The sequence below is a fragment of the Streptomyces deserti genome, assembly GCF_054782695.1.
Genome location: NZ_BAAGRZ010000030.1, coordinates 66,289 through 87,864, shown reverse-complemented (window position 1 = coordinate 87,864; position 21,576 = coordinate 66,289). Strand labels below are relative to the sequence as shown.

At 72.5% G+C, this 21,576-nt stretch carries 19 protein-coding genes; 15 read left to right on the top strand and 4 right to left on the bottom strand.

The window, feature by feature from the left end; all coding sequences use genetic code 11:
• The 5 genes from ACYVMZ_RS32865 to ACYVMZ_RS32845 all read left to right on the top strand — a co-directional run.
• Positions 1 to 484: DUF3459 domain-containing protein (locus ACYVMZ_RS32865; RefSeq protein WP_461086231.1), on the top strand; the 484-nt coding region annotated here is incomplete at its 5' end.
• Positions 481 to 2,199, top strand: a complete 1,719-nt coding sequence (treS, locus tag ACYVMZ_RS32860; RefSeq protein WP_461086229.1) for a maltose alpha-D-glucosyltransferase — start codon at positions 481 to 483, stop codon at positions 2,197 to 2,199. The genes ACYVMZ_RS32865 and treS, both read left to right, overlap by 4 nt.
• Positions 2,200 to 2,227: 28 nt before the next feature.
• The gene (locus ACYVMZ_RS32855) at positions 2,228 to 3,586 is read left to right on the top strand and encodes a maltokinase N-terminal cap-like domain-containing protein (protein ID WP_461086227.1); all 1,359 of its coding nucleotides are present in this window, start codon (positions 2,228 to 2,230) and stop codon (positions 3,584 to 3,586) included.
• Positions 3,587 to 3,588: 2 nt separating this feature from the next.
• A complete protein-coding gene (glgB, locus tag ACYVMZ_RS32850; RefSeq protein WP_461086225.1) occupies positions 3,589 to 5,796 on the top strand; it encodes a 1,4-alpha-glucan branching enzyme in 2,208 nt (735 codons plus the stop codon).
• 112 nt (positions 5,797 to 5,908) lie between these two features.
• Positions 5,909 to 6,997 carry a glutamate--cysteine ligase 2 gene (locus tag ACYVMZ_RS32845; protein ID WP_461086223.1) on the top strand — a complete coding sequence of 363 codons (1,089 nt, stop codon included), beginning with the start codon at positions 5,909 to 5,911 and terminating at the stop codon, positions 6,995 to 6,997.
• Positions 6,998 to 7,031: 34 nt separating this feature from the next.
• On the opposite strand, the gene ACYVMZ_RS32840 is transcribed toward ACYVMZ_RS32845, so the two are convergent.
• Positions 7,032 to 7,265: a DUF6480 family protein gene (locus ACYVMZ_RS32840; protein ID WP_461086221.1), complete on the bottom strand. Its 234-nt coding sequence runs from the start codon at positions 7,263 to 7,265 to the stop codon at positions 7,032 to 7,034.
• Between the two features lie 152 nt (positions 7,266 to 7,417).
• Between ACYVMZ_RS32840 and ACYVMZ_RS32835 the strand changes: the two genes are divergently transcribed.
• A complete protein-coding gene (locus ACYVMZ_RS32835; protein ID WP_461086219.1) occupies positions 7,418 to 9,325 on the top strand; it encodes an AMP-dependent synthetase/ligase in 1,908 nt (635 codons plus the stop codon).
• Between the two features lie 127 nt (positions 9,326 to 9,452).
• Complete coding sequence (locus tag ACYVMZ_RS32830) at positions 9,453 to 9,887, top strand: ATP-binding protein (RefSeq protein ID WP_461086217.1); 435 nt, start codon at positions 9,453 to 9,455, stop codon at positions 9,885 to 9,887.
• 59 nt (positions 9,888 to 9,946) lie between these two features.
• Here ACYVMZ_RS32830 and ACYVMZ_RS32825 read toward each other — a convergent pair whose 3' ends face one another.
• Positions 9,947 to 10,318, bottom strand: coding sequence for a PRC-barrel domain containing protein (locus tag ACYVMZ_RS32825; RefSeq protein ID WP_461086215.1), 372 nt, complete (start codon positions 10,316 to 10,318; stop codon positions 9,947 to 9,949).
• Between the two features lie 345 nt (positions 10,319 to 10,663).
• Between ACYVMZ_RS32825 and ACYVMZ_RS32820 the strand changes: the two genes are divergently transcribed.
• The 8 genes from ACYVMZ_RS32820 (at position 10,664) to ACYVMZ_RS32785 (ending at position 19,975) form a co-directional block, all read left to right on the top strand.
• Entirely contained in the window at positions 10,664 to 11,065 is a 402-nt protein-coding gene (locus tag ACYVMZ_RS32820) for an STAS domain-containing protein (RefSeq protein ID WP_461086213.1), read from the top strand.
• Between the two features lie 221 nt (positions 11,066 to 11,286).
• Positions 11,287 to 12,183, top strand: a complete 897-nt coding sequence (locus ACYVMZ_RS32815) for an STAS domain-containing protein (protein WP_461086211.1) — start codon at positions 11,287 to 11,289, stop codon at positions 12,181 to 12,183.
• Positions 12,180 to 12,599 carry an STAS domain-containing protein gene (locus ACYVMZ_RS32810; RefSeq protein WP_461086209.1) on the top strand — a complete coding sequence of 140 codons (420 nt, stop codon included), beginning with the start codon at positions 12,180 to 12,182 and terminating at the stop codon, positions 12,597 to 12,599. Before ACYVMZ_RS32815 ends, ACYVMZ_RS32810 begins: the two co-directional genes overlap by 4 nt.
• Positions 12,599 to 13,039 (top strand): anti-sigma regulatory factor, encoded by a 441-nt coding sequence (locus ACYVMZ_RS32805; protein WP_461086243.1) that lies wholly within the window; start codon positions 12,599 to 12,601, stop codon positions 13,037 to 13,039. The genes ACYVMZ_RS32810 and ACYVMZ_RS32805 overlap by 1 nt, the downstream gene beginning before the upstream one ends.
• Entirely contained in the window at positions 13,039 to 14,337 is a 1,299-nt protein-coding gene (locus tag ACYVMZ_RS32800; protein ID WP_461086206.1) for a SpoIIE family protein phosphatase, read from the top strand. Before ACYVMZ_RS32805 ends, ACYVMZ_RS32800 begins: the two co-directional genes overlap by 1 nt.
• Positions 14,334 to 16,073: a PP2C family protein-serine/threonine phosphatase gene (locus ACYVMZ_RS32795; protein ID WP_461086204.1), complete on the top strand. Its 1,740-nt coding sequence runs from the start codon at positions 14,334 to 14,336 to the stop codon at positions 16,071 to 16,073. Before ACYVMZ_RS32800 ends, ACYVMZ_RS32795 begins: the two co-directional genes overlap by 4 nt.
• A gap of 206 nt (positions 16,074 to 16,279) precedes the next feature.
• Entirely contained in the window at positions 16,280 to 17,653 is a 1,374-nt protein-coding gene (locus ACYVMZ_RS32790; protein ID WP_461086202.1) for an NAD(P)/FAD-dependent oxidoreductase, read from the top strand.
• Between the two features lie 81 nt (positions 17,654 to 17,734).
• A complete protein-coding gene (locus tag ACYVMZ_RS32785) occupies positions 17,735 to 19,975 on the top strand; it encodes an FUSC family protein (RefSeq protein ID WP_461086241.1) in 2,241 nt (746 codons plus the stop codon).
• 16 nt (positions 19,976 to 19,991) lie between these two features.
• On the opposite strand, the gene ACYVMZ_RS32780 is transcribed toward ACYVMZ_RS32785, so the two are convergent.
• Both ACYVMZ_RS32780 and ACYVMZ_RS32775 read right to left on the bottom strand, forming a co-directional pair.
• A complete protein-coding gene (locus ACYVMZ_RS32780; RefSeq protein ID WP_461086200.1) occupies positions 19,992 to 20,423 on the bottom strand; it encodes a hypothetical protein in 432 nt (143 codons plus the stop codon).
• Positions 20,424 to 20,451: 28 nt separating this feature from the next.
• Complete coding sequence (locus ACYVMZ_RS32775) at positions 20,452 to 21,288, bottom strand: DUF1206 domain-containing protein (protein ID WP_461086198.1); 837 nt, start codon at positions 21,286 to 21,288, stop codon at positions 20,452 to 20,454.
• Positions 21,289 to 21,576: the final 288 nt, after the last annotated feature.

The following is a 21,576-nucleotide window of genomic DNA, read 5'->3' as shown; positions in this document are numbered from 1 at the left end:
GTGCGAGAACACCCCGCTCAGGGAAGGCAGCGAGGAATACCTCGACTCGGAGAAGTACCAGCTGCGGCACCGCGACTGGGAGGCGGCCGAGCGCGAGGGCCGCACCATCACCCCCCTGATCACCCGGCTCAACACCATCCGGCGGGCCCACCCCGCCCTCCAGCGGCTCAGGAACCTCCGTTTCCACCACACCGGCAACGACGCGCTCATCGCCTACAGCAAGCGCACCGGGAACGACGTCGTGCTGGTCGTCGCCAACCTCGACCCGCAGCACGCCCAGGAGGCCACGGTCTCGCTGGACATGCCGCAATTCGGCCTGGACTGGGGCGAGTTCACGCCGGTCCGGGACGAGCTCACCGGCGAGACCTATCTGTGGGGCCGGGACAACTACGTGCGGCTCGAGCCGGGGCGGGCTCCCGCGCACGTCCTGCACGTCCAGCTACCGCCCGCCGCGCCGCAGAACGGAGGGGCAGGAACGTCATGACCGTGAACGAGCCCGTACCGGACACCTTCGAGGACACCCCTGCCAGGGACCGGGACCCCGAGTGGTTCAAGCGCGCCGTCTTCTACGAGGTCCTCGTCCGCTCCTTCCAGGACAGCAACGGCGACGGCGTCGGCGACCTCAGGGGCCTGACCGCCAAGCTCGACTACCTGCAGTGGCTGGGGGTCGACTGCCTGTGGCTGCCGCCCTTCTTCAAGTCCCCGCTGCGGGACGGCGGCTACGACGTCTCCGACTACACCGCCGTCCTGCCCGAGTTCGGCGACCTCGCCGACTTCGTGGAGTTCGTCGACGCCGCCCACCAGCGCGGCATGCGCGTGATCATCGACTTCGTCATGAACCACACCAGCGACCAGCACCCGTGGTTCCAGGAGTCCAGGAAGGACCCGGACGGCCCGTACGGCGACTTCTACATGTGGGCCGACGACGACAAGGGCTACCCGGACGCCCGTATCATCTTCGTCGACACCGAGGCGTCCAACTGGACGTACGACCCGGTCCGGGGGCAGTACTACTTCCACCGCTTCTTCTCGCACCAGCCGGACCTCAACTACGAGAACCCCCGCGTCCAGGAGGAGATCCTGGCCGCCCTGCGCTTCTGGCTGGATCTCGGCATCGACGGCTACCGGCTGGACGCGGTGCCGTACCTGTACGCGGCCGAGGGCACCAACTGCGAGAACCTGCCCGCCACCCACGAGTTCCTCAAGCGGGTCCGCCGCGAGATCGACGCGCTGTATCCGGACACCGTGCTGCTGGCGGAGGCGAACCAGTGGCCCGAGGACGTCGTCGACTACTTCGGCGACTACGAGCGCGGCGGCGACGAGTGCCACATGGCGTTCCACTTCCCGGTCATGCCCCGGATCTTCATGGCCGTGCGGCGGGAATCCCGCTACCCGGTCTCCGAGATCCTCGCCAAGACGCCGGACATCCCCTCGGGCTGCCAGTGGGGCATCTTCCTGCGCAACCACGACGAGCTCACGCTCGAGATGGTCACCGACGAAGAGCGCGACTACATGTGGGCCGAGTACGCCAAGGACCCGCGCATGCGCGCCAACATCGGCATCCGCAGGCGGCTCGCGCCCCTGCTGGACAACGACCGTCACTCCATCGAGCTCTTCACGGCCCTGCTGCTCTCCCTGCCGGGCTCGCCGATCATCTACTACGGCGACGAGATCGGCATGGGCGACAACATCTGGCTCGGCGACCGCGACGCGGTACGGACCCCGATGCAGTGGACCCCGGACCGCAACGCGGGCTTCTCCACGTGCGATCCGGGCCGGCTCACGCTGCCCGTGATCATGGACCCGGTCTTCGGCCACCAGGTCACCAACGTCGAGGCGTCCATGGCGTCGCCGTCGTCGCTGCTGCACTGGACCCGCCGCATGATCGAGATCCGCAAGCAGAACCCGGCCTTCGGTCTCGGCTCCTACACCGAGCTGTCGTCGTCGAACCCGGCGGTGCTGGCCTTCCTGCGGGAGTACGAGGACGACCTGGTGCTGTGCGTCAACAACTTCGCGCGCTTCGCGCAACCCACCGAACTCGACCTGCGTGAGTTCGCCGGGCGCCACCCGGTCGAGCTGTTCGGCGGGGTCCGCTTCCCGGCCATCGGCGAGCTGCCGTACCTGCTGACCCTCGGGGGCCACGGCTTCTACTGGTTCCGGCTCACTCGAGTCGCATCCCGCATCGGCCGACGCCTGTGAGCATGCGCCGACGAAAGGAGGCGTGACCATGCCGAAGACCGCATCCCTCCGCCCGGACCGTGTGCGCCTCGCCGAGCCCATGGAGTCGCTCGGCGAGCTGCTGCGCGAGTGGCTGCCACGGCAGCGCTGGTTCGCCGGCAAGGACCGGCCCGTCACCGAGCTCAGTCTGCTGTCGATGACCGAGCTCTTCCCGGGCTGTCTGCACCTGCTGGTCCACGCGGGGCACGCGGGTGTGCCCGCGCCCGGCGGCGCTCCCCCGGGCGACTGCTACCAGCTCCTCCTCGCCGTACGCGACCATCCCTCCCCGCGGCTCGGCCGGGCGCTGATCGGCAGGGTGGAGGACGGGCCGCTGGCCGGTCTGACGGTCTACGACGCGCTCCACGACCCCCGTGCGGCCCAGCTCCTCCTGGGGCGGCTGCGGCAGCCCGGCACCGTCGGCCCCCTGCGCTTCGAGTGCGACCCGGACCTGCCGGTGACGACCGGACTCGCGCCGCGCCTGCTGGACGCCGAGCAGTCCAACTCCTCGCTGGTGTACGGCGACGAGTACATCCTGAAGGTCTTCCGGCGCATCCAGCCCGGCATCAACCCCGACCTGGAGGTGCCGGGCGCGCTGGCCCGCCAGGGCTGCCACCGCGTGCCCGCCCCCGTGGCCTGGTTCCGTACGACGCATCCGCTGAAGGCGACGCTCGGTGTGCTGCAGCCGTACCTGCGCGACGCCTCCGACGGCTGGACGCTGGCCCTGCACGCCCTGGCCGCCGGGGACGACTTCACGCCGCAGGCCCGGGCGCTGGGCGGGGCCACGGCGGAGGTGCACCTCGCGCTGGCCTCGGCGTTCCCCGTCGGCGAGCCCGGGGAGAACGGGCGGACGGCGGCGGCGATGAACGAGCGCCTGACCGCCGCCGCGCACTGCGTCCCGGCGCTCCAGCCGTTCGTCCCGGGCCTCAGGGCCGCCTTCGCCGCACTCACCACCTGCGATCCCGGGCCGCCCGCCCAGCGCATCCACGGCGACCTGCATCTGGGGCAGGTGCTGCGGGCCGGGCGCGAGTGGTTCGTCATCGACTTCGAGGGCGAGCCGTCCCGGCCGCTCTCCGAACGGCGCAGCGCCCACTCCCCCGTCCGGGACATCGCGGGCATGCTGCGCTCCTTCGACTACGCCGCCCGGCAGCGCCGTCCCTGGCGCCCGGAGTGGGCGCGCCGCTGCCGGGAGGCCTACTGCGCGGGCTACGCCGCCCGCGCCGGCTGGGACCCGCGCAAGAAGCACGGCCTGCTCCGCGCCTACGAGACGGACCGGGCCGTGTACGAGGTGCTGTACGAGGCCCGGCACCGCCCCGACTGGCTGCCCGTACCGATGGCGGCGATCGAGCGCCTCGCCGTGAGAGGAGACTGACCGTGGCCCTGCGTGACATCTCGCTGCCCGAGCCGTCCGGCCCGATCCCGTGCGGGACCGCCCCGCCACTGAGCCCCGAGGACCGCGGGCGCCTGCTGGCGGGCGCCCACCACGATCCGCACGCGCTGCTCGGCGCCCACCCGGTCGCGGACGGGATCGTCTTCCGGGCGCTGCGCCCCTTCGCCCGTTCCGTGAGCGTGGTGATCGACGGGCTGCGCACCCGCCTCACCTCGGAGGGCGACGGTCTGTTCACCGGCGTGCTGCCGCTGGACGAGATCCCCGCGTACACGCTGGCCGTGGCGTACGACGACGGCGAGCACGAGACGCACGACCCGTACCGCTTCCTGCCCGCGCTCGGCGAGCTCGACCTGCACCTGATCCGCGAGGGCCGCCACGAGGAGCTGTGGAAGGCGCTCGGCGCGCACCCCATGACCCACCAGGGCGTGACCGGCACCCGGTTCACCGTGTGGGCGCCGAACGCGCAGGGCGTCCGGGTCGCCACGGACTTCACCTACTGGGACGGGACGCAGTTCCCGATGCGGTCGCTGGGCTCGTCCGGGGTGTGGGAACTGTTCCTGCCGGGTGTCGGCGAGGGCACCCCGTACAAGTTCGAGATCACCTCCCGGTACGGCCACCGCTTCCTCAAGGCGGACCCGATGGCACGCCGTACGGAGGAGCCGCCCAACACGGCGTCGATCGTCACGGCCTCCCACTACGAGTGGGGCGATGCGGAGTGGATGGCGCACCGCGCCGACACCCCGGTGCACGAGGCACCCCTGTCCGTCTACGAGGTCCACCTGCCGTCCTGGCGGCCGGGGCTGACCTACCGGGAGCTCGCCGAGGAGCTGCCCGCGTACGTCAAGGACCTCGGCTTCACCCATGTGGAGCTGATGCCGGTCGCCGAGCACCCCTTCCACGGCTCCTGGGGCTACCAGGTCACCGGCTTCTACGCGCCCACCGCCCGCCTGGGCACTCCGGACGACTTCCGGTACTTCGTCGACGCCTGCCACCGGGCCGGCATCGGCGTGATCATGGACTGGGTGCCGGCGCACTTCCCGAAGGACGACTGGGCCCTGGCCCGGTTCGACGGAGACCCGCTGTACGAGCCCGGGGACGCGCGGCGCGCGGAGCACCCCGACTGGGGGACGTACGAGTTCGACTTCGGCCGCACCGAGGTGCGCAACTTCCTCGTGGCCAACGCCGTGTACTGGTGCGAGGAGTTCCACATCGACGGGCTGCGCGTGGACGCGGTCGCCTCGATGCTGTACCTGGACTACTCGCGCGAGGACGGCCAGTGGGAGCCCAACGTGTACGGCGGCCGGGAGGACCTGGCGGCCATGGCGTTCCTGCAGGAGATGAACGCGACCGTGTACCGGCGGTCACCGGGCGTGGTCACGATCGCGGAGGAGTCCACGGCGTGGGGCGGGGTGACCCGGCCCACCGACACCGGCGGGCTCGGTTTCGGCCTGAAGTGGAACATGGGCTGGATGCACGACTCGCTGGAGTACATCGGCAAGGAGCCGGTGCACCGCAAGTACCACCACCACGAGATGACGTTCTCGATGGTGTACGCCTACAGCGAGAACTTCGTCCTGCCGATCTCGCACGACGAGGTCGTGCACGGCAAGCAGGCGCTGGTGTCGAAGATGCCGGGCGACTGGTGGCAGCGGCGCGCGAACGTCCGCGCCTACCTCGGCTACATGTGGGCCCACCCCGGCAAGCAGTTGCTGTTCATGGGGCAGGAGTTCGCCCAGGGGGCGGAGTGGTCGGTGGAGCACGGGCCGGAGTGGTGGCTGCTCGACGACGGCTACCACTCGGCGGGCGACCACCGCGGCGTACGCGACCTGGTGCGCGACCTGAATACGGTCTACCGGGCGACACCCGCCCTGTGGCAGTGCGACACCCGCCCGGAGGGCTTCAGGTGGGTGGTGGTGGACGCGGCCGACGACAACGTCTTCGCCTTCCTGCGCTTCGACGCCGAGGGCAACCCACTGCTCGCCGTGTCCAACTTCTCCCCCGTCGTCCGCCACGACTACCACCTCGGCGTTCCCGCCGACACCACGGCCTGGGAGGAGATCCTCAACACCGACGCCGTCTGCTACGGCGGCAGCGGCGTCACCAACGCGGACCCCGTCAAGCCGGAGGACGGGTGCGTGCGGATCACGCTCCCTCCGCTGGCCACGGTGTGGCTGACGCCGTTCGCTCTGTGAAGTCCGGCGGCGGCACCAGGTTCCGACTGCTCTGAGCGGGGCATTCGGGGTCTACGACCGAGGAATCCACCTCGTCGTCGCCGCGTCAGGTTCACAGAAAGGGCGGCATCACGTGCGCACTGTCGGAGTGGAGGAGGAGCTCCTCCTGGTCGATCCGGAGACCGGCGAGCCGCGGGCACTGTCCGCCGCGGTGCTCGCCCGAGCCGCGCAGGACGACGCCGACAAGGACGTCTTCGAGAAGGAACTCCACGACCAGATGCTGGAGTTCGCCACGCATCCGCAGTCGTCCATGGAGAGCCTGCGCGCGGAGATCGTGCGCTGCCGCAAGGAGGCCGCCCGGCACGCCGGTGAGATCGGCTGCACCGTCGCGGCGCTGGCGACCTCCCCGCTGCCCGTGAGCCCCGCCGTGGGCGTCAACCGGCGGTACCAGTGGATGGCGGAGGAGTACGGCATCGCCACCCAGGAGCAGCTCGTCCTGGGCTGCCACGTCCATGTGAACGTCGACTCCGACGAGGAGGGCGTCGCGGTCATCGACCGGGTGCGGCCCTGGCTGGCCGTGCTGGCCGCGCTCAGCGCGAACTCGCCGTTCTGGCAGGGCAAGGACACGGGTTACAACAGCTACCGCAGCCGGGTGTGGCAGCGCTGGCCGTCGGCCGGCCCGACCGAGATCTTCGGCTCCGCCGAGCAGTACCACCGGCGGGTCACCGACATGCTGGCCACCGGCGCGATCCTCGACGACGCGATGGTCTACTTCGACGCACGCCTGTCCCGGCGGTATCCGACGGTGGAGATCCGGGTCTCGGACGTCTGCCTGCACGCGGAGACCGCCGTCCTGGTGGCGACCCTGGCCCGCGGGCTGGTGGAGACCGCCGCGCGCGAGTGGCGGGCGGGCCAGGAGCCCGTCGACCACAGCGTGAGCCTGCTGCGGCTGGCGGACTGGCTGGCCGCGCGGTCCGGTCTGACGGGCGAGCTGCTGCATCCCGCGACCATGCGGCGCATGCCCGCGGAGGCGGTCGTACGGGCCCTGCTGGACCATGTCGCCGAGGCCCTCGCCGACTGCGGGGACCTCGAGCGGGCGCGGGACGCCTGCGCCGGGCTGCTGCGGCACGGCAACGGCGCACAGGTGCAGCGCGCGCTGTTGGAGCGCACGGGAAGCCTGCGGGACGTCGTCACGGAGTGCGTGCGGCACACGCAGTCGTGAGGCGTCCTGCGGCGGGGCTCCCTCGTCGCCCGGGTCAGAGGATCAGGACGAGGGCGTAGACCAGGAAGAACGCCGCGATCAGCACGACGAGGGCGAGGATCAGGGTCAGTGGTGCCTTGGCCCAGCCCTTGGGCGGGTTGTGCGTCTCCCGGGGGCCCGCCCCGGGCATGCTGCTCTCCGCGGGCGGGGTCTCGCCCGGCGGTACACCGCCGCCCGGTTCCAGGCCTGGGGTGCGTTCTGGTTCGGGATCGGGACTGATGTGACTCATGCCCTCCGAGTCCCCCGAACCCGCCGAGATCATCAGACCGGGACGACTTCCGCGTTCCCCGCCCCACGGGCCCTGACCTCGACTACATTCGAGCACCGCTGATGACCGTACTCATCGGCGACGTCACACCCGGTACACATCAGGAGCAGTGCATGCGCGACCTCGCTCCGGCTCCCCCGGCCGCCCCGCCCCTGACCGGCGGGCTCGCCGACAGTCTCTTCGAGACGGCGGACCGGAACCCCACACTGCCGATGCTCGCCCACCGCCCCGACCCGGCCTCCACCACATGGCAGGAGGTGACGGCCGTCGAGGTCCGCGACGAGGTCGTCGACCTGGCCAAAGGGCTGATCGCGTCGGGGATCTCGCCGGGGCGGCGTGTCGCGATCATGGCGCGCACCCGGTACGAGTGGACGGTCCTGGCCTACGCGCTGTGGGCGGTGGGCGCGGAGGTCGTGCCGATCTATCCGACGTCCTCGCGCGAGCAGGTGGAGTGGATCCTCAGGGACGCCGGCTGTGTGGCCGTGGTCGTCGAGGACGAGCAGGGCGTGATGACGGTGGGCTCCGTGTGCGCCACGCTGCCGCTGCTGCGGCACGTCTGGCAGCTGGACGCCGGTGCGCTGAACGAGCTGGTGGCGCGCGGGCAGTTCATCCCGTGGGCCACGGTCGACTCGATGCGCCGCATCGTGCTGCCGGACTCCACGGCCGTCATCGCCTACACCTCCGGTACGACGGGCCGCGCCATGGGGTGCGCGCTGAGCCACCGCAACCTGGCCAGCCCCTGCGACACGCTGCTGGCGGGCTGGAGACACACGGCGGCGCCGCCCGGACAGCAGGGTTCCGTCCTCGCGTATCTGCCCTTCTCCCACGTGTACGGGCTGATGATCCAGGGCATGTGCGTGCGCGGCGGCCTGCTGATGGGCCACGAACCCGACCTGAGCGGGGACGCCCTCATGTCGGCGCTGCGTTCCTTCCGCCCGACGTACTTCTACGGCGTTCCGTCGGTGTTCGAGAAGATGTACAAGACCTTCCTGCGCACGGCCCAGCAGGCGGGCCGCGGCGGTCTGTTCCAGCGGGCCGCCGACACGGCCCGGGACTTCGCCGCCGCCCTGGAGCGGCAGCGGCTGGGCCGTGGCTCGGGGCCCGGCTTCGACCTGCGGCTGCAGCACGCCCTGTACGAGCGCACGGTCTACCGCAGGTTGCGCGAGGCGCTGGGCGGCCGGGTGCGCCGGGCGACCTCCGGCGGCTCGCCGCTCAGCCGCGACCTCTGCCTGTTCTACGAGGGCATCGGCATCTACGTGCACGACGGGTACGGGCTGACGGAGACCAGCGGCGGCGTGACGATGCAGCCGCTGGGCCGGGAGAAGTCCGGCACGGTCGGGCAGGTCCTGCCGGGCTCGGAGATCCGGGTGGCCGAGGACGGGGAGATCCTGGTGCGCGGCCCGTCGGTGTTCCAGGGCTACGTCGGCGACGAGGCCGCCACCCGCAACGCGCTGCGCGGCGGCTGGCTGGCCACCGGGGACCTCGGGCGGCTGGACTCCGAGGGGTATCTGACGATCACCGGCCGCAAGAAGGACGTCATCATCACCAGCAGCGGCAAGAGCGTGGCCCCCGCCTTCCTGGAGCAGCGGCTGCGGATGCACCCGCTGATCCACCAGGCGGTGGTGGTCGGCGACAACCGGCCCTGCGTGGGGGCCCTGATCACACTCGACCCGGAGTTCCTGGCGCACTGGCGGGCCGCGCTGGCGCTGCAGGGCGAGGCGCGGGAGGCACGGGAGGAGAACGCGCTGCGGGAGGAGGTCGCGCGGGCCGTGGCCGCGGCCAACAGTGCCGTGTCGCGCTCGGAGTCGGTCCGGGTGTTCCGGATCCTGCCGGAGCCGTTCGACGTGACGAACGGGTTGCTGACGCCGTCGATGAAGCTGCGCCGGGACGCGATCGTGCGGCACTACGCGGCCGAGATCGAGGCGATGTACCAGTCCCGCGCGCGTCCCGGGCGGCTGCCCGCCACGGACGTGTCGGCGGCCTGGGACGACTCCGACGACTCGGACAACGTGTTCCGCTGAAGGCTGAGGAGGACGGACGCGTACTCCCCGCCCCCACGGGAACACGCAACAGTGGCGACGCAAGAGACACGCAAGAGACAGCATGAGGAAGGCTGACCGGCCTGCTGCACCGGGCCCGAAAGGCGATATGTCAACCGAGCCGCGTGGGGACGACGCACTGACCTCCGAGGAGATCCCGAGCCGCACGAACCGCTTCGCGGGCGAGCCGCACGACGTGACGGGTGCGCGCCTGGCCGCGGAGGAGTTCCTGCGTGACCTGGCACGCTCCTCGCCACCCTCGGCCCCCGAGTACTGGGACGACATCCTGTTGGTGGTGACGGAACTCGCCGCCAACGCGGTCCAGTACGCTCCGGGGCCCTTCGCGCTGCGCATGCGCCGCACCTTCGACGGGGTGCACGTGGTGCTGCACGACACCAGTACGACGCCGCCGGCACCGCGGCCCTTCGATCCGCACAGCGGTGGCGGCGGCATCGGCTGGCACCTGGTCCACACCCTGTGCGACCAGGTCAGCGTGGTGACCGACGAGCACGGCAAGGACGTGCACGTGTTCCTCCCCTGGTGAACCGGGGAGCTCTCGCCCCCGGTGGACCGGGGAGCGCCGGGGCCATGCCCGTGGTCGGCTCAGACCGAGGTCGTCTCCCGCGGCGGCAGCCGGTCGTAGTAGTCGCCGACGGACGTCAGGTAGTCCCGGTCCAGGGTCTCGCTGTCGGTCCTGAAGCGCGGGGCCGCCTTGGCCTCTCCCCCGGTGCAGGCCAGGGTGATCCGCCGGGCCTGCGGGTCGACGCCGGTGACGACGCCGGCCGGCACCAGGACGCTTCGGCCGAACACCCACATTCCGGTGTCGACGACCAGGTGCCGCATGCCGTGCGGGGCGGCCTCCCGGGCCACGTGCCCGATCGTGCCGTCGGCCCCGGCGACCGTGAATCCGGTCAGGTCCTGCCCCTCGACGTGACCGCTGTCCGGCGCGTACGACCAGATTGTGTCGGTGGCCACGCTGCTCCTTCCTCCCGAACGGTGTGCGGGTCGCGGAGCACGCGGCGGACGGTTCGCTCCCGCCGCGCTCCACAGCACCAAATACCCTTCTCCCGCACGCGCATTCGGTGAGTCGGGGGTCGCCTGCGACGCCGCCGGCGCGGCTGGGCCCCGGGCGGACGAGGGAGATTGAAGGACGGATTCGGGGGTAATCGCGGGGGCGCGGTGAAAGCAGGAACCCGGCAGGAGGTGAAGGGAGGCGCATGACTCGCGGCGTCCGAGCCCGGCATCCGACCGGCATCGCCCCGCACCACGGTCGCCCGCAGCGGTGACCAGCCCAGCCGTCAGAACTCGTTGGAGGAACTCGTGCCCCTTGCCCAGAACCCGCTGTCCGTGGAAGTCGAGCTGCCCCGGGACGATGTGGCCCTGATCACGGTCGACGGCTATCTGGACGTCGACACCGCGACCGAGTTCCAGGCCCACCTGGCCAACCAACTCCACCACGGCCGACGGCACTTCCTGCTCGACCTGTCGTCCGTGCCCTTCATGGACTCGTCGGGCATGAACATCATCCTGCGGGTGTACCAGGAGACCCGCCGCACCGCCGGGAGCGTGCACGTCATCCGTCCGACTCCGGCCGTGCGCCGCATACTCGACCTCACGGGCGTCAGCATCACGGTGCCGGTCTCGGAGAGTGTCGACGAGGCTCTCGACCGCGTCGACCGGCTGCCGGAGGCGCCTGAGGAGCAGGATGGGCAGGAGACCTGACGGGGCCGTCCGCCCCGCCCCACCCGAACTCCGGTTCACCCTTCGCGCGGCCGGTCACGCCGGTCGCCAGCCGGCGTGCGCTGAACCGGATCGCTCGCTTCGGACCGGGTGTCGTACGAGGTCGGCGCGTGGTTAGAGTTGTCGCCCGGCAGAAGTCACATCGCCGTCTCGTTGCCGCCAGCGGGCTCGGTGCGATGCAACGCGGATGAGGAGAGAAGCAGGTGCCGGAGCACGAAGCGGAGGGACAGCTCGCCACGCCGACGCACGAGGTCAGGGACTTTCTGCGGCGCCGCCGTGAGCAGATCGCCCAGCGTTGGGCGGACGAACCCCTGTTCCGCACCGTTTTCACCGTCTCGCGGGACGAGGCGGTGGAGGCGGGCAAGGTCGTCGTCGACGCGCTGGCCCAGGTGGCCGACTCCCATCAGGTCGAGGATCCGGACGCCGCCGGATTCAGCGGGGTGCGCGAGCAGTTGGCCCGGATGGGCGCGGCCCGTTCCCGGGCGGGGCTGTCCACCACCCAGGTGTCCAGTGAACTGGCCGCGCTGCGGCCACCCGTGGAGAATCTCCTGGTCGCCGACCTGGAGAAGCTGCCGCCCGAGCAGCTGCGGGCGTGCTCGACCACGCTGACCGTGCTGATGGGCACGCTGCGGCTGGTGGCCATGCAGACGGCGCTGAGCGAGGGGCAGGCGCTCATCGACCGGCAGCGGTTGCAGCTGCTGGAGGTGGCCACGCCCGTCATCCGGCTGTGGGACGGCGTGGTGGCCGTGCCGCTGATCGGGACGCTGGACAGCGCCCGCAGCCAGGTGGTGATGGAGACGCTGCTGAACGCCGTCGTCGACCAGCACGCCCGTTTCGTGATCCTGGACATCACCGGTGTGCCGACGGTCGACTCGCTGGTGGCCCAGCACCTGATGAAGACGGTCGCGGCGGCCCGGCTGATGGGCGCGCAGTGCATCGTCTCCGGTATCCGTCCCGCGATCGCGCAGACCATCGTCCATCTCGGCCTGGACCTGGACGTGATCACCCGGGCGAGTCTCGCCGACGCGCTGGCGTACGCCCTGCACAAGCTCGGCACCGACATCGTGAGCACGACACCGAACGGTGCGGGTCAGCGGTGAGCGACGCGTTCTCCGGCCCGGCCGCGGGACATGTGCCGGTCCTGCGGATCGGTGACGTCCTGCTGGTCACCCTGCAGGGCGACCTGCACGACAGCACGGCACAGCAGCTTCAGCAGGACCTCGCCGAGGCGATCTCCCGCACGGGGGTCCGCGGTGTCCTCATCGACATCTCCGGCGTGGAGATCGTCGACTCCTTCCTCGGCCGTGTGCTGGCCGAGATCGCGGCCCAGGCCAAGCTGCTGGCCGCGCGGACCGTGGTGGCGGGCATGCGGCCCGCGGTCGCCATCACCCTGGTCGAACTGGGCCTGACGCTTCCGGGCCTGCGCACCGCGCTCAGCACCGAGGCGGCTCTGGAACTGCTCGGGCAGCCCGCCCCGACGTCCCGCCCCCTCGGCCGGAGCCAGGAGAGTCCGTGATGCACACTGCCGCGGGCGTTGAGGCCTGCCTGCCGATCCGGTCGGACATGGATCTGGTGTGGGTGCGACAGCACGTACGGCAGGCCGCCGCCCAGCTCGGCTTCGGTCTGGTGGATCAGACGAAGCTGGTCACCGCGGCCAGCGAGCTGGCCCGCAACACCCTGGTGCACAGCGGTGGCGGACAGATGGAGGCGGCGCACGTCACCAGCGCCGGTGCCCACGGGCTCCGGCTGACCTTCACCGACGACGGGCCGGGCATCCCCGACCTCGACCGGGCGCTCAGCGACGGCTTCACCTCCGGCGACGGGCTGGGGATGGGCCTGGGCGGCGCCCGGCGTCTGGTGCACGAGTTCGCGATCGAGAGCGCGCCGGGGGCCGGGACGACCGTACGGGTGACCTCGTGGGTGGCCCTGCCGCCGCGTCCGCGCGAGGAGGCGTGATGCCGCGTGTGTGGGATGTTCCGGTTCACGACTCGACCCGGGTGCGTGACGTCCGGGTGGCCGCGGAGGACGCGGCCGCCGCGGCCGGGCTCGACGACCGGCGGACCGCGGCCGCCGCGCTGGTCGCGACCGAGCTGGCCACCAATCTCCTGAAGCACGCGGAGGGCGGGCAGGTGCTCATCGACATCGTGGCCCCGCCCGCCCTCCGGGGCGGCCCGCACGACTCCCGGGTCGTGCAGATCGCCGCGCTCGACCACGGCCCGGGCATCCCCGACGTGCCCGCCGCCCTGCGCGACGGCTTCTCCACGACCCGCTCGCTCGGCGCCGGCCTCGGCACGTGTCTGCGCCTCGCCGACGACTTCGACCTGCACAGCGCGCCCGGCCGGGGCACGGTGGCGGTGGCCCGCGTCGGCGGCGTGCCGCGAGCCGGGTCCGTGCGGGCCCGGGCCGTCGCCGCGGCGCGGGGCGGTGGGGCGCCCGTCGGCAGGCCGTGGAGCGCACTCCACGCCGCCGGTGAGGCGCGGCGCGGCGGGCAGGCGCACGGGGCGCACGGGTCAAGGCCGCAGGAGGCGCGGGGCGGCGGGACGCCGGAGCGCGGGGCACGGCCGCAGTACGCGCGAGGCGGCGGGGTGCCGGGCGGCGGCGTACCGGCGGAGGCCGGGATGCCGTCCCACGGCGCGCCGTTCGGCGACGTACGGGCCGGTGGCGTCAACATCCCCTTCGCCGGGGCCGCGTTCTCGGGCGACGCCTGGACGTGGGTCCGGGCGGACGACCGGGTGACCCTGATGCTGGCCGACGGTCTGGGCCACGGCCCCGAGGCGGCCCGTGCCTCGACCGCGGCGGTGGAGGCGCTGCACCGCGCACCGCACCTGTCGCCCGCCGAGTCGCTGCGGCAGCTCCACTCGGCGCTGGGCGGCACGCGGGGCGCGGCCGTCGCCGTGGCCCAGCTCGACACCCGTGCCGGGCGGCTGCGGTTCGCCGGCATCGGCAACGTCGGGGCGCGGCTGCGCCAGGACGGCACCTGGCGGTCCCTGATGTCCCGGCCCGGCATCGTCGGCGTCCACCGGCCCGCCACCGTGCGCGAGGAGGACGTCGCCTGGGCGGACGACGGGCTGCTGATCCTGCACACCGACGGGCTGCCCAGCCGGTGGGTCCCGCCCTCGGACCTTGGGCTGCCGGCGGCCGACCCGGCCGTGACGGCCGCGGTGACGATACGCGACGCCAGCAGTTCCGCCCGCCCGGTGCGGGACGACACCGCCGTGGCCGTGCTGACCCCGACCCCGCCGGACCGCCCATGACCCGTACTTGGCAGATCACCACCGTCACCGACGCGGCGCAGGCCCGCATCGCCCTCGCGCGCCTGGCCGCCGCGTACGGTGTGCCCACCGTCGAACGCAGCCGTCTGGCCGCCTCGCTCAGCGCCCATCTGCGGCAGTGCCTGACCAAGGGCGGCACCTGGCGGCTCAGCCTGGAGGCGACCGGCTCCATCGCCGAGGAGGGCCGGCTGCACGCCGTGGTGACGCCCGACCAGGACGCCTGCGCCGCCGGGGAGACGCCGTGGGAGGTGACGGTGCCCTGTCCCGAGGCCGCCGGGGTGTCCGACGTCGGCGCGGTGGCGGACGACACCGAGGCGCTGGCGGAGGCGCTGCTGGGCGCCGACGAGGACACGGCCGTGGTGCTGGACAAGCTCACCGAGCAGGAGGAGCTGGTCGCCTTCCACCGGGAGGAACTGCACCAGACGAACCAGGGCGTCCTGGCGCTGCACGCCGAACTCGACGCGGCGGGCAAGGCCCAGCGGGAGGCGTTCGCCGCGGAGCGCCGGGCGCGCACCGAGGCGGAGAGCGCGCGGCGCAGGCTGACGTTCCTCGCGGACGCGAGCGCGGTACTGACGGCGTCCCTGAACCACGACGAGATCGTCAGCCGGCTGCCGGACCTGCTGGTGCCGGAGTACGCCAGCAGCGTCGACGTCTGGCTGTTCGACAACGACAACGGCGCCGACCAGCACCGGCACGCGCCCCACCCGGCGGCCGCCGTGGTCGCGGCCCGCACCGGGCGGCCGCAGTACGCCGCCGACCACCCCGGCGGGCTGCCCGGCGTCGACGACCAGCCGCCCTCCGCGCTGGACCCGACCCGGCCCCTGTTGTGCGTCCCGCTGCCGACGCGGCGGGCGCCGCTGGGCGTGCTGACCCTGTCGCCGCCGGGTGAACGCTGGGACCCGGACGACGCCGTGATGCTGATCGAGCTCACCCGGCGGGCCAGCATCGCCATCGACAACGCCCGGCGTTTCGAGCACAACCGGGACATCGCCGAGACGCTGCAGCGGGCGCTGCTGACGGACCTGCCGGTCACGCCGGGCCTCAGCCTGGCCGCGCGCTATCTGCCCGCGACGCACGGGCTGAACATCGGCGGTGACTGGTACGACGCGTTCCGTCAGCCGGACGGGAGCCTGATCACCGTCGTCGGCGACGTGACCGGGCACGGTCTGCACGCGGCCGTGATGATGAGCCAGCTGCGCACCGCCCTGCGCGCGTACGCCGTGGACGGCGGCAGCCCCGGCCGGCTGCTGACCCGGCTGCACATGTTCCTGCACCACCTCCAGCCGGATCTGTACGCCACCGCGGTCATCGCGCGTTTCCATCCGGAGGAGTCCACCCTGACGTGGGCGGCCGCGGGCCATCCGCCGCCGGTGCTGCGCACCCCCGACGGGCGGGTGGACACCCTCGACGACAGGCCCGGCGCGATGCTCGGCATCCCGCTGACGCAGGAGATCAAGGACCACACGGTGCGCCTGGCACCCGGCTCGACGCTGGCCCTGTACACGGACGGACTGGTGGAGCGGCGTGCGCTGGGGATAGACCCGGGCATCGCACGGGTGGCGGCGGCGCTCGGCGGGTTCGGCTCCGCCGAGCTGGACGCGGACCTGGAGAGCGCGGCGGACGGGATCCTGCATCCCCTGCTGAGCGACTCCGAACGCGACGACGACGTCTGCCTGTTGCTGTGCCACCTGCACGGCGGGGCGGAGCGGCCGGCCTGAGCCAAGGGGCCGGCCGGGCCTCGCGTGTGCACGGGTTCTTCACTCCCACCTGGTGCGTTTCGGCCACGGGAGGGGCATGGTGGTGATCGACGCGTTCGTCTGCCCCGCCCCGTCCGTCCGCTGCGTCGGCCCGACGGGGTGACAAGCCGCGATCCAGGGGCAGGCGAAAGGCGTTCGAGGCAGACCGCCTGGAGCCGCAGAAAGGGATGAACACCGTGACACGACCCAGGATCCTGGTGGTTGGCGCAGGCTTCGCCGGCGTGGAGTGCGTCCGCCGTCTGGAACGGAAACTCTCCCCGGACGAGGCCGACGTCACGCTGGTGACGCCGTTCGCCTACCAGCTCTACCTGCCGCTGCTGCCCCAGGTCGCCTCCGGTGTACTGACGCCGCAGTCGATCGCCGTCTCCCTGCGCCGCAGCAAGAAGTACCGCACCCGGATCATTCCGGGCGGGGCCATCGGCGTGGACCTGAAGTCCAAGGTCTGCGTCATACGCACCATCACCGACAAGATCATCAACGAGCCGTACGACTACATCGTGCTGGCGCCCGGCAGCGTCACCCGCACCTTCGACATCCCTGGGCTGACGGACCACGCCTTCGGGATGAAGACGCTCGCCGAGGCCGCCTACATCCGCGACCACGTCATCTCCCAGCTCGACCTGGCCGACGCCAGCCAGGACCCGGCCGAGCGGGCCTCGCGGCTGCAGTTCGTGGTGGTCGGCGGCGGCTACGCGGGCACCGAGACCGCGGCCTGCCTGCAGCGTCTGACGCACGCCGCGGTCAAGCGCTACCCGCGCATCGATCCGGGCCTGATCAAGTGGCACCTGATCGACATCGCGCCGAAGCTGATGCCCGAGCTGGGCGAGAAGCTCGGGCGCAGCGCGCAGGAGATCCTGCGGCGGCGCGGCATCGAGATCTCGCTGGGTGTCTCGATCGCGAAGGCGGGCCCGGAGGAGGTCACCTTCACCGACGGCCGGGTGGTTCCGACCCGCACGCTGATCTGGACCGCCGGCGTCGTCGCCAGTCCCCTCATGGCCACCCTCGGCGCGGAGACCGTCAAGGGGCGGCTCGCGGTCACCGCCGAGATGTGCCTGCCGGGCAACGACGGGGTGTTCGCGCTCGGCGACGCCGCCGCCGTGCCCGATCTGGCCAAGGGCGAGGAGGCCGCCGTCTGCCCGCCGACCGCGCAGCACGCCATGCGGCAGGGCAAGCACGTCGCCGACAACGTCATCGCGACGCTGCGCAACCAGCCGATGCGGCCGTACGTCCACAAGGACCTCGGGCTCGTGGTCGACCTCGGCGGCACGGACGCGGTGTCCAAGCCGCTGGGTGTCGAACTGCGGGGCCTGCCCGCCCAGGCCGTGGCGCGTGGCTACCACTGGTCGGCGCTGCGCACCAACGTGGCCAAGACGCGGGTGATGACGAACTGGCTGCTCAACGCGGTCGCCGGCGACGACTTCGTGCGGACGGGTTTCCAGGCCCGCAAGCCCGCCAAGCTGAAGGACTTCGAGTACACGGACGCCTATCTGTCTCCGGAGCAGGTGCGGGCGCACGTCGAGGGCACCGAGCGGCAGGACTGAGCACGCGGCGCGGGGATCCGGCTCGCGGCATGCCATGCTGAGGGCCGGATCATGCGGGCGGCGGAAGAGAGCAACGGCGGAGTGAGGGCAGCGGGACGTGCGGTGCGGGCGCGGCTGAGGGACCGCGTCGCGGCGTCCGATCCCGGGCTGCTGCGGCTGACGGCCGGATTGCGGACGGTGGGTGCCATCGCGCTCACGCTGGCCGTGCTCGCCGTGCTGCGGGCCGACGTGACGCATCTGGTGGCGGGGGCCATGGCGGCGATGGTCGCCACGTTCGCCATCCGGGAGAAGCAGCGCGCGGCGCAGGCCGTCACGCTCGCGCTGGGGCTGCCGGTGGCGCTGGCGTCCGTGTCGCTGGGCGCGGTGCTCAACGCGCGGCTGGTGGTCGGGGACGTCTTCTTCGTCGTTCTCATCTTCTGCGCGGTCTACGGCCGCCGGTTCGGCGAGCGCGGCACCGCGCTGGGGCTGATCGGCTTCCAGGTCTACTTCCTGTCCCTGTTCGTCGGTGCCACCGCCTCGGCGCTGCCCGCCCTGTGCGGGGCGATCACGGTGGCGTTCGTGTGCAGTGCCGTGGTGCGTTTCGCGGTGGTGCCCGTGACGCCCACGGGTGTCCTGCTGCGGCTGCGCCGGGCCTTCCGGGCACGCCTGGCGCAGCTGGTGTCCGCGCAACTCGCCCTGCTCGATGCCGGCCCGGACGAGGTGGACAAGGCGCTTGAGGACGTGCGGGAGGGCACCGCCCGCCTGCACGAGACGTCCCTGATGATCCAGGCCCGGCTGGAGGAGGGCACTCCCGACGCGTCCGCGGCGCGGCTCGTGCAACGCCGGATCGCGGACGCCGAGATCGCCGCCGAGCGGCTGGGCCTGACGCTGCTGTCCGCGCGCAGCGCCGAACGGGCGGACACCCTGACCTTGCATCTGCCAGGCGCTCCCGCGCCCGCGGTGGGCCGGCTGCCCGGCCCGGACGAGGCCACCGCCATCCTGCGCCGTGACCTCATGGCGTTGCGCATGCTGGTGGAGCGGGTCGGGGAGTCCGGGACCGGGCTGTCGCACGTACGCAACCGGCTGCTCGGCTACCGCGACGAGGACAACCTGCCGCCTGCCGCTCCGGCCGTGCAGGACGTGTTCCGGGGCATTGGCAAGGCCGCCCGCGCGGTCCTGGGGCTGCGGATCGCCCTGGAAGGGCCGCAGGACGAGTCGGACGACACGCCCGCGACGGCCCGCTCACGGGAGGAGCTGGACGCCGAGGACGCCGCCATCGACGCCGGTGAGGAGACCACGCCGGAGGAGGAGCGGACGGGGCTGGGGCGGCCCACCACGCGTGCCGCCGTCCAGGTCGCCGTGGGCTCCACGCTCGCCATCGTCGGCGGCGAGCTGCTGTCCGCGCAGCGCTGGTACTGGGCGGTGCTCACCTGCTGGATCGTGTTCCTCAACACCGCCTCGACCGGCGAGATCCTGGTCAAGGGCTACCGCCGGCTGCTGGGCACCGTGTTCGGCGTCGTGGCGGGGATCGTGCTGGCGGGCCTGGTCGGCCGGCACACCTGGACGGCGTTCGCGCTGGTGCTGCTGCTGATCTTCGCGATGTTCTACACGGCTCCGCTGTCCTACACGCTGATGTCGTTCTTCGTGACCGCGATGCTGGGGCTGCTGTACACGCTGCTGCACACCTACAGCCTCGACGTGCTGGTGCTGCGTGTGGAGGAGACGGCGCTGGGCGCGGCCTGCGGGGTCGTCGCCGCGGCGCTGGTCCTGCCGGTGAACACCGATCGCCGTACGAACGAGCTGCTGGGCACCGTGCTGGAGCGGCTCGCCGCCGTCACCGAGGCCGCCGTCGGCCAGCTCAGCGGCGGGTCGGCGGACGACCTGCTGGACCAGGCCCGCGACCTGGATCAGGCGCTGGCCGATCTGCGTGCCGCCACCCAGCCGCTCACCCACCCGGTGACACCGCTGCGGGCCCGGCGCACCACGGCCCGGTACGTCGTCGCGCTGCTGGAGACCTGCGCGTACCACGCGCGGTCCCTGGCGGCGACGGCCGAGCTGCTGCCCACGCACCCGACGATCGCGGCGGATCCGCGGCTGCGCGGGGCGGCGGGCCGCACGGTGCGCAATATCGGGGCCGTCGCGGCACGGGTCGCGGACGAGCACGCCGAGGTCACCGTGGAGACCGGGCGGAGCATCGCCTCCCTGCTGGGGTCCGACGGTGCCGGCACACCGCGGTACGGCCGCGTCACCGACCGCGTGCTGCGGCACCTGGAGCGCCTGGACGAGGCCGTGGTGGGCCTGGCCCGGCCGCTGAAGGTGCCGGTGGCGGGGCCGCGGACGTGAGAGGCGGCCGCAGGGCTCAGAAGTCGGTGGGCAGGCCGCTCACCTCGGCGATGCCCCGCAGCTCCTCGTTCTGGCGGTGCCTCTCGCGTATGTAGTCGGCGATCTCGCCGAGGCGCGCCGGGTCGGAGGCGGTGGCCGCGTCGGTGACCACCCGGACCGGGCCGGTCTCGTCGATGTGGAGCTCGATCACCTCGTTGTCGAGGCGGCCGGTGACGGCGGTGGCGATGACGAGAGCGGCCTCGTCACGGATCTCCTGCGGCAGCTCGTCGCTCTGCTCGCCGTCCAGGGAGAAGTCCAGGGTGGAAAGGCGCTGCTCGTCGATCGCCTCGAGGACCGGCTGCACCACGCGCAGGAGCATCCGGTAGTCCTCCGTGTCCATCCGGATGCGCAGGAGGTCCAGGTAGACGTCCACGGGCCGGCCGTCCGGCGGAATCTCGGAATCGCTCATGCGCTTCGTGTTCCCCGCACGCCGCCGCTCAGACCCTCCGCCAGCGGGCCATCGCGAAGGAGAACACGCCGAACAGCACCAGACCGGCGGCGACGCAGACCAGCAGCCACGGTCCCAGCGGGGTGTCGGCGAACGAGCGCAGGGTGTCGTCGAGGCCCTTGGCGCGGTCGGGCTCGGTGTCGGCCGCGGCGCGTACGGCGAAGGCGCCGGCCACGGCGAACACCAGGCCGCGGGCCGCACCGCCGGCCACGCCCGTCACGTCCACCCACCGCCGGGTCGCGGGGCTCATCTGCCCGAGCTTGAGCTTGTCGTGGTACTTGCGGAGCACCGCCCGTACGCCGATGCCCACGCCCGCCACGACGATCGCGGCGCCCGCCGCGCCCACCAGCCACTGCCCGGCGGGCGCCTCCAGCAGCCTGGCCGTGACGTCCCGGGACTGCCGGTCGCTCGATCCGCTGCCGTTGTCGCGGCTCACCGCGAACGACAGCACGGAGTAGGCGACGAACGCGTAGAACGCGCAGCGGGCCGTGGCCAGCAGCCGCTTCTTCGGTTTGCGGCCGTCCGGTCCGACGGAGCCGAACAGCGCCTCCGACAGCCGCCACAGGGCCATGCCGACGAGCCCGACGCCCAGCGCCCACAGCAGTATCGCGCCGAACGGCTTGCTGGAGAGTTCGGCGAGGGCGCCGCCGCGGTCGGCCTGCCGTTGTCCTTCGCCGAAGGCGATCTGCAGGGCCAGGACTCCGACGAGCAGGTAGATCACGCCTCGTGCCGCGAGGCCCGCCCGTGCGGCCCCCTCCATCACCGAGCCGTTCGCCGCCCTCCGGGCCTCGGCCCGCCCGGTCCGTGCCATCGCACTAGTGTTCATCTCGACCTCCCGGGATCCGGATGCCCCGGCTGGGCCCGGGCACACTCAGGCGGTCGTGCCGGTGGCCGGCCACGGGGGCGGGGGGCGTGCGCACGGCTCACGACCGGCTCACGCGCGCCTCTCGGCCCATGCCGGGGTGCCGACCACGGTCATGGTCCGCTTCAGCACCGCGCCCAGGACGGCACCGCGGCGCCGGACCCCGTCCGGTGGGCGGTGGTGAGGCTCAGGTCGGGCTCGGGAGGGCGGGTCCGAATGCGGCCCTCGGCGGGGCCGGCGCCCGCTGTGCGC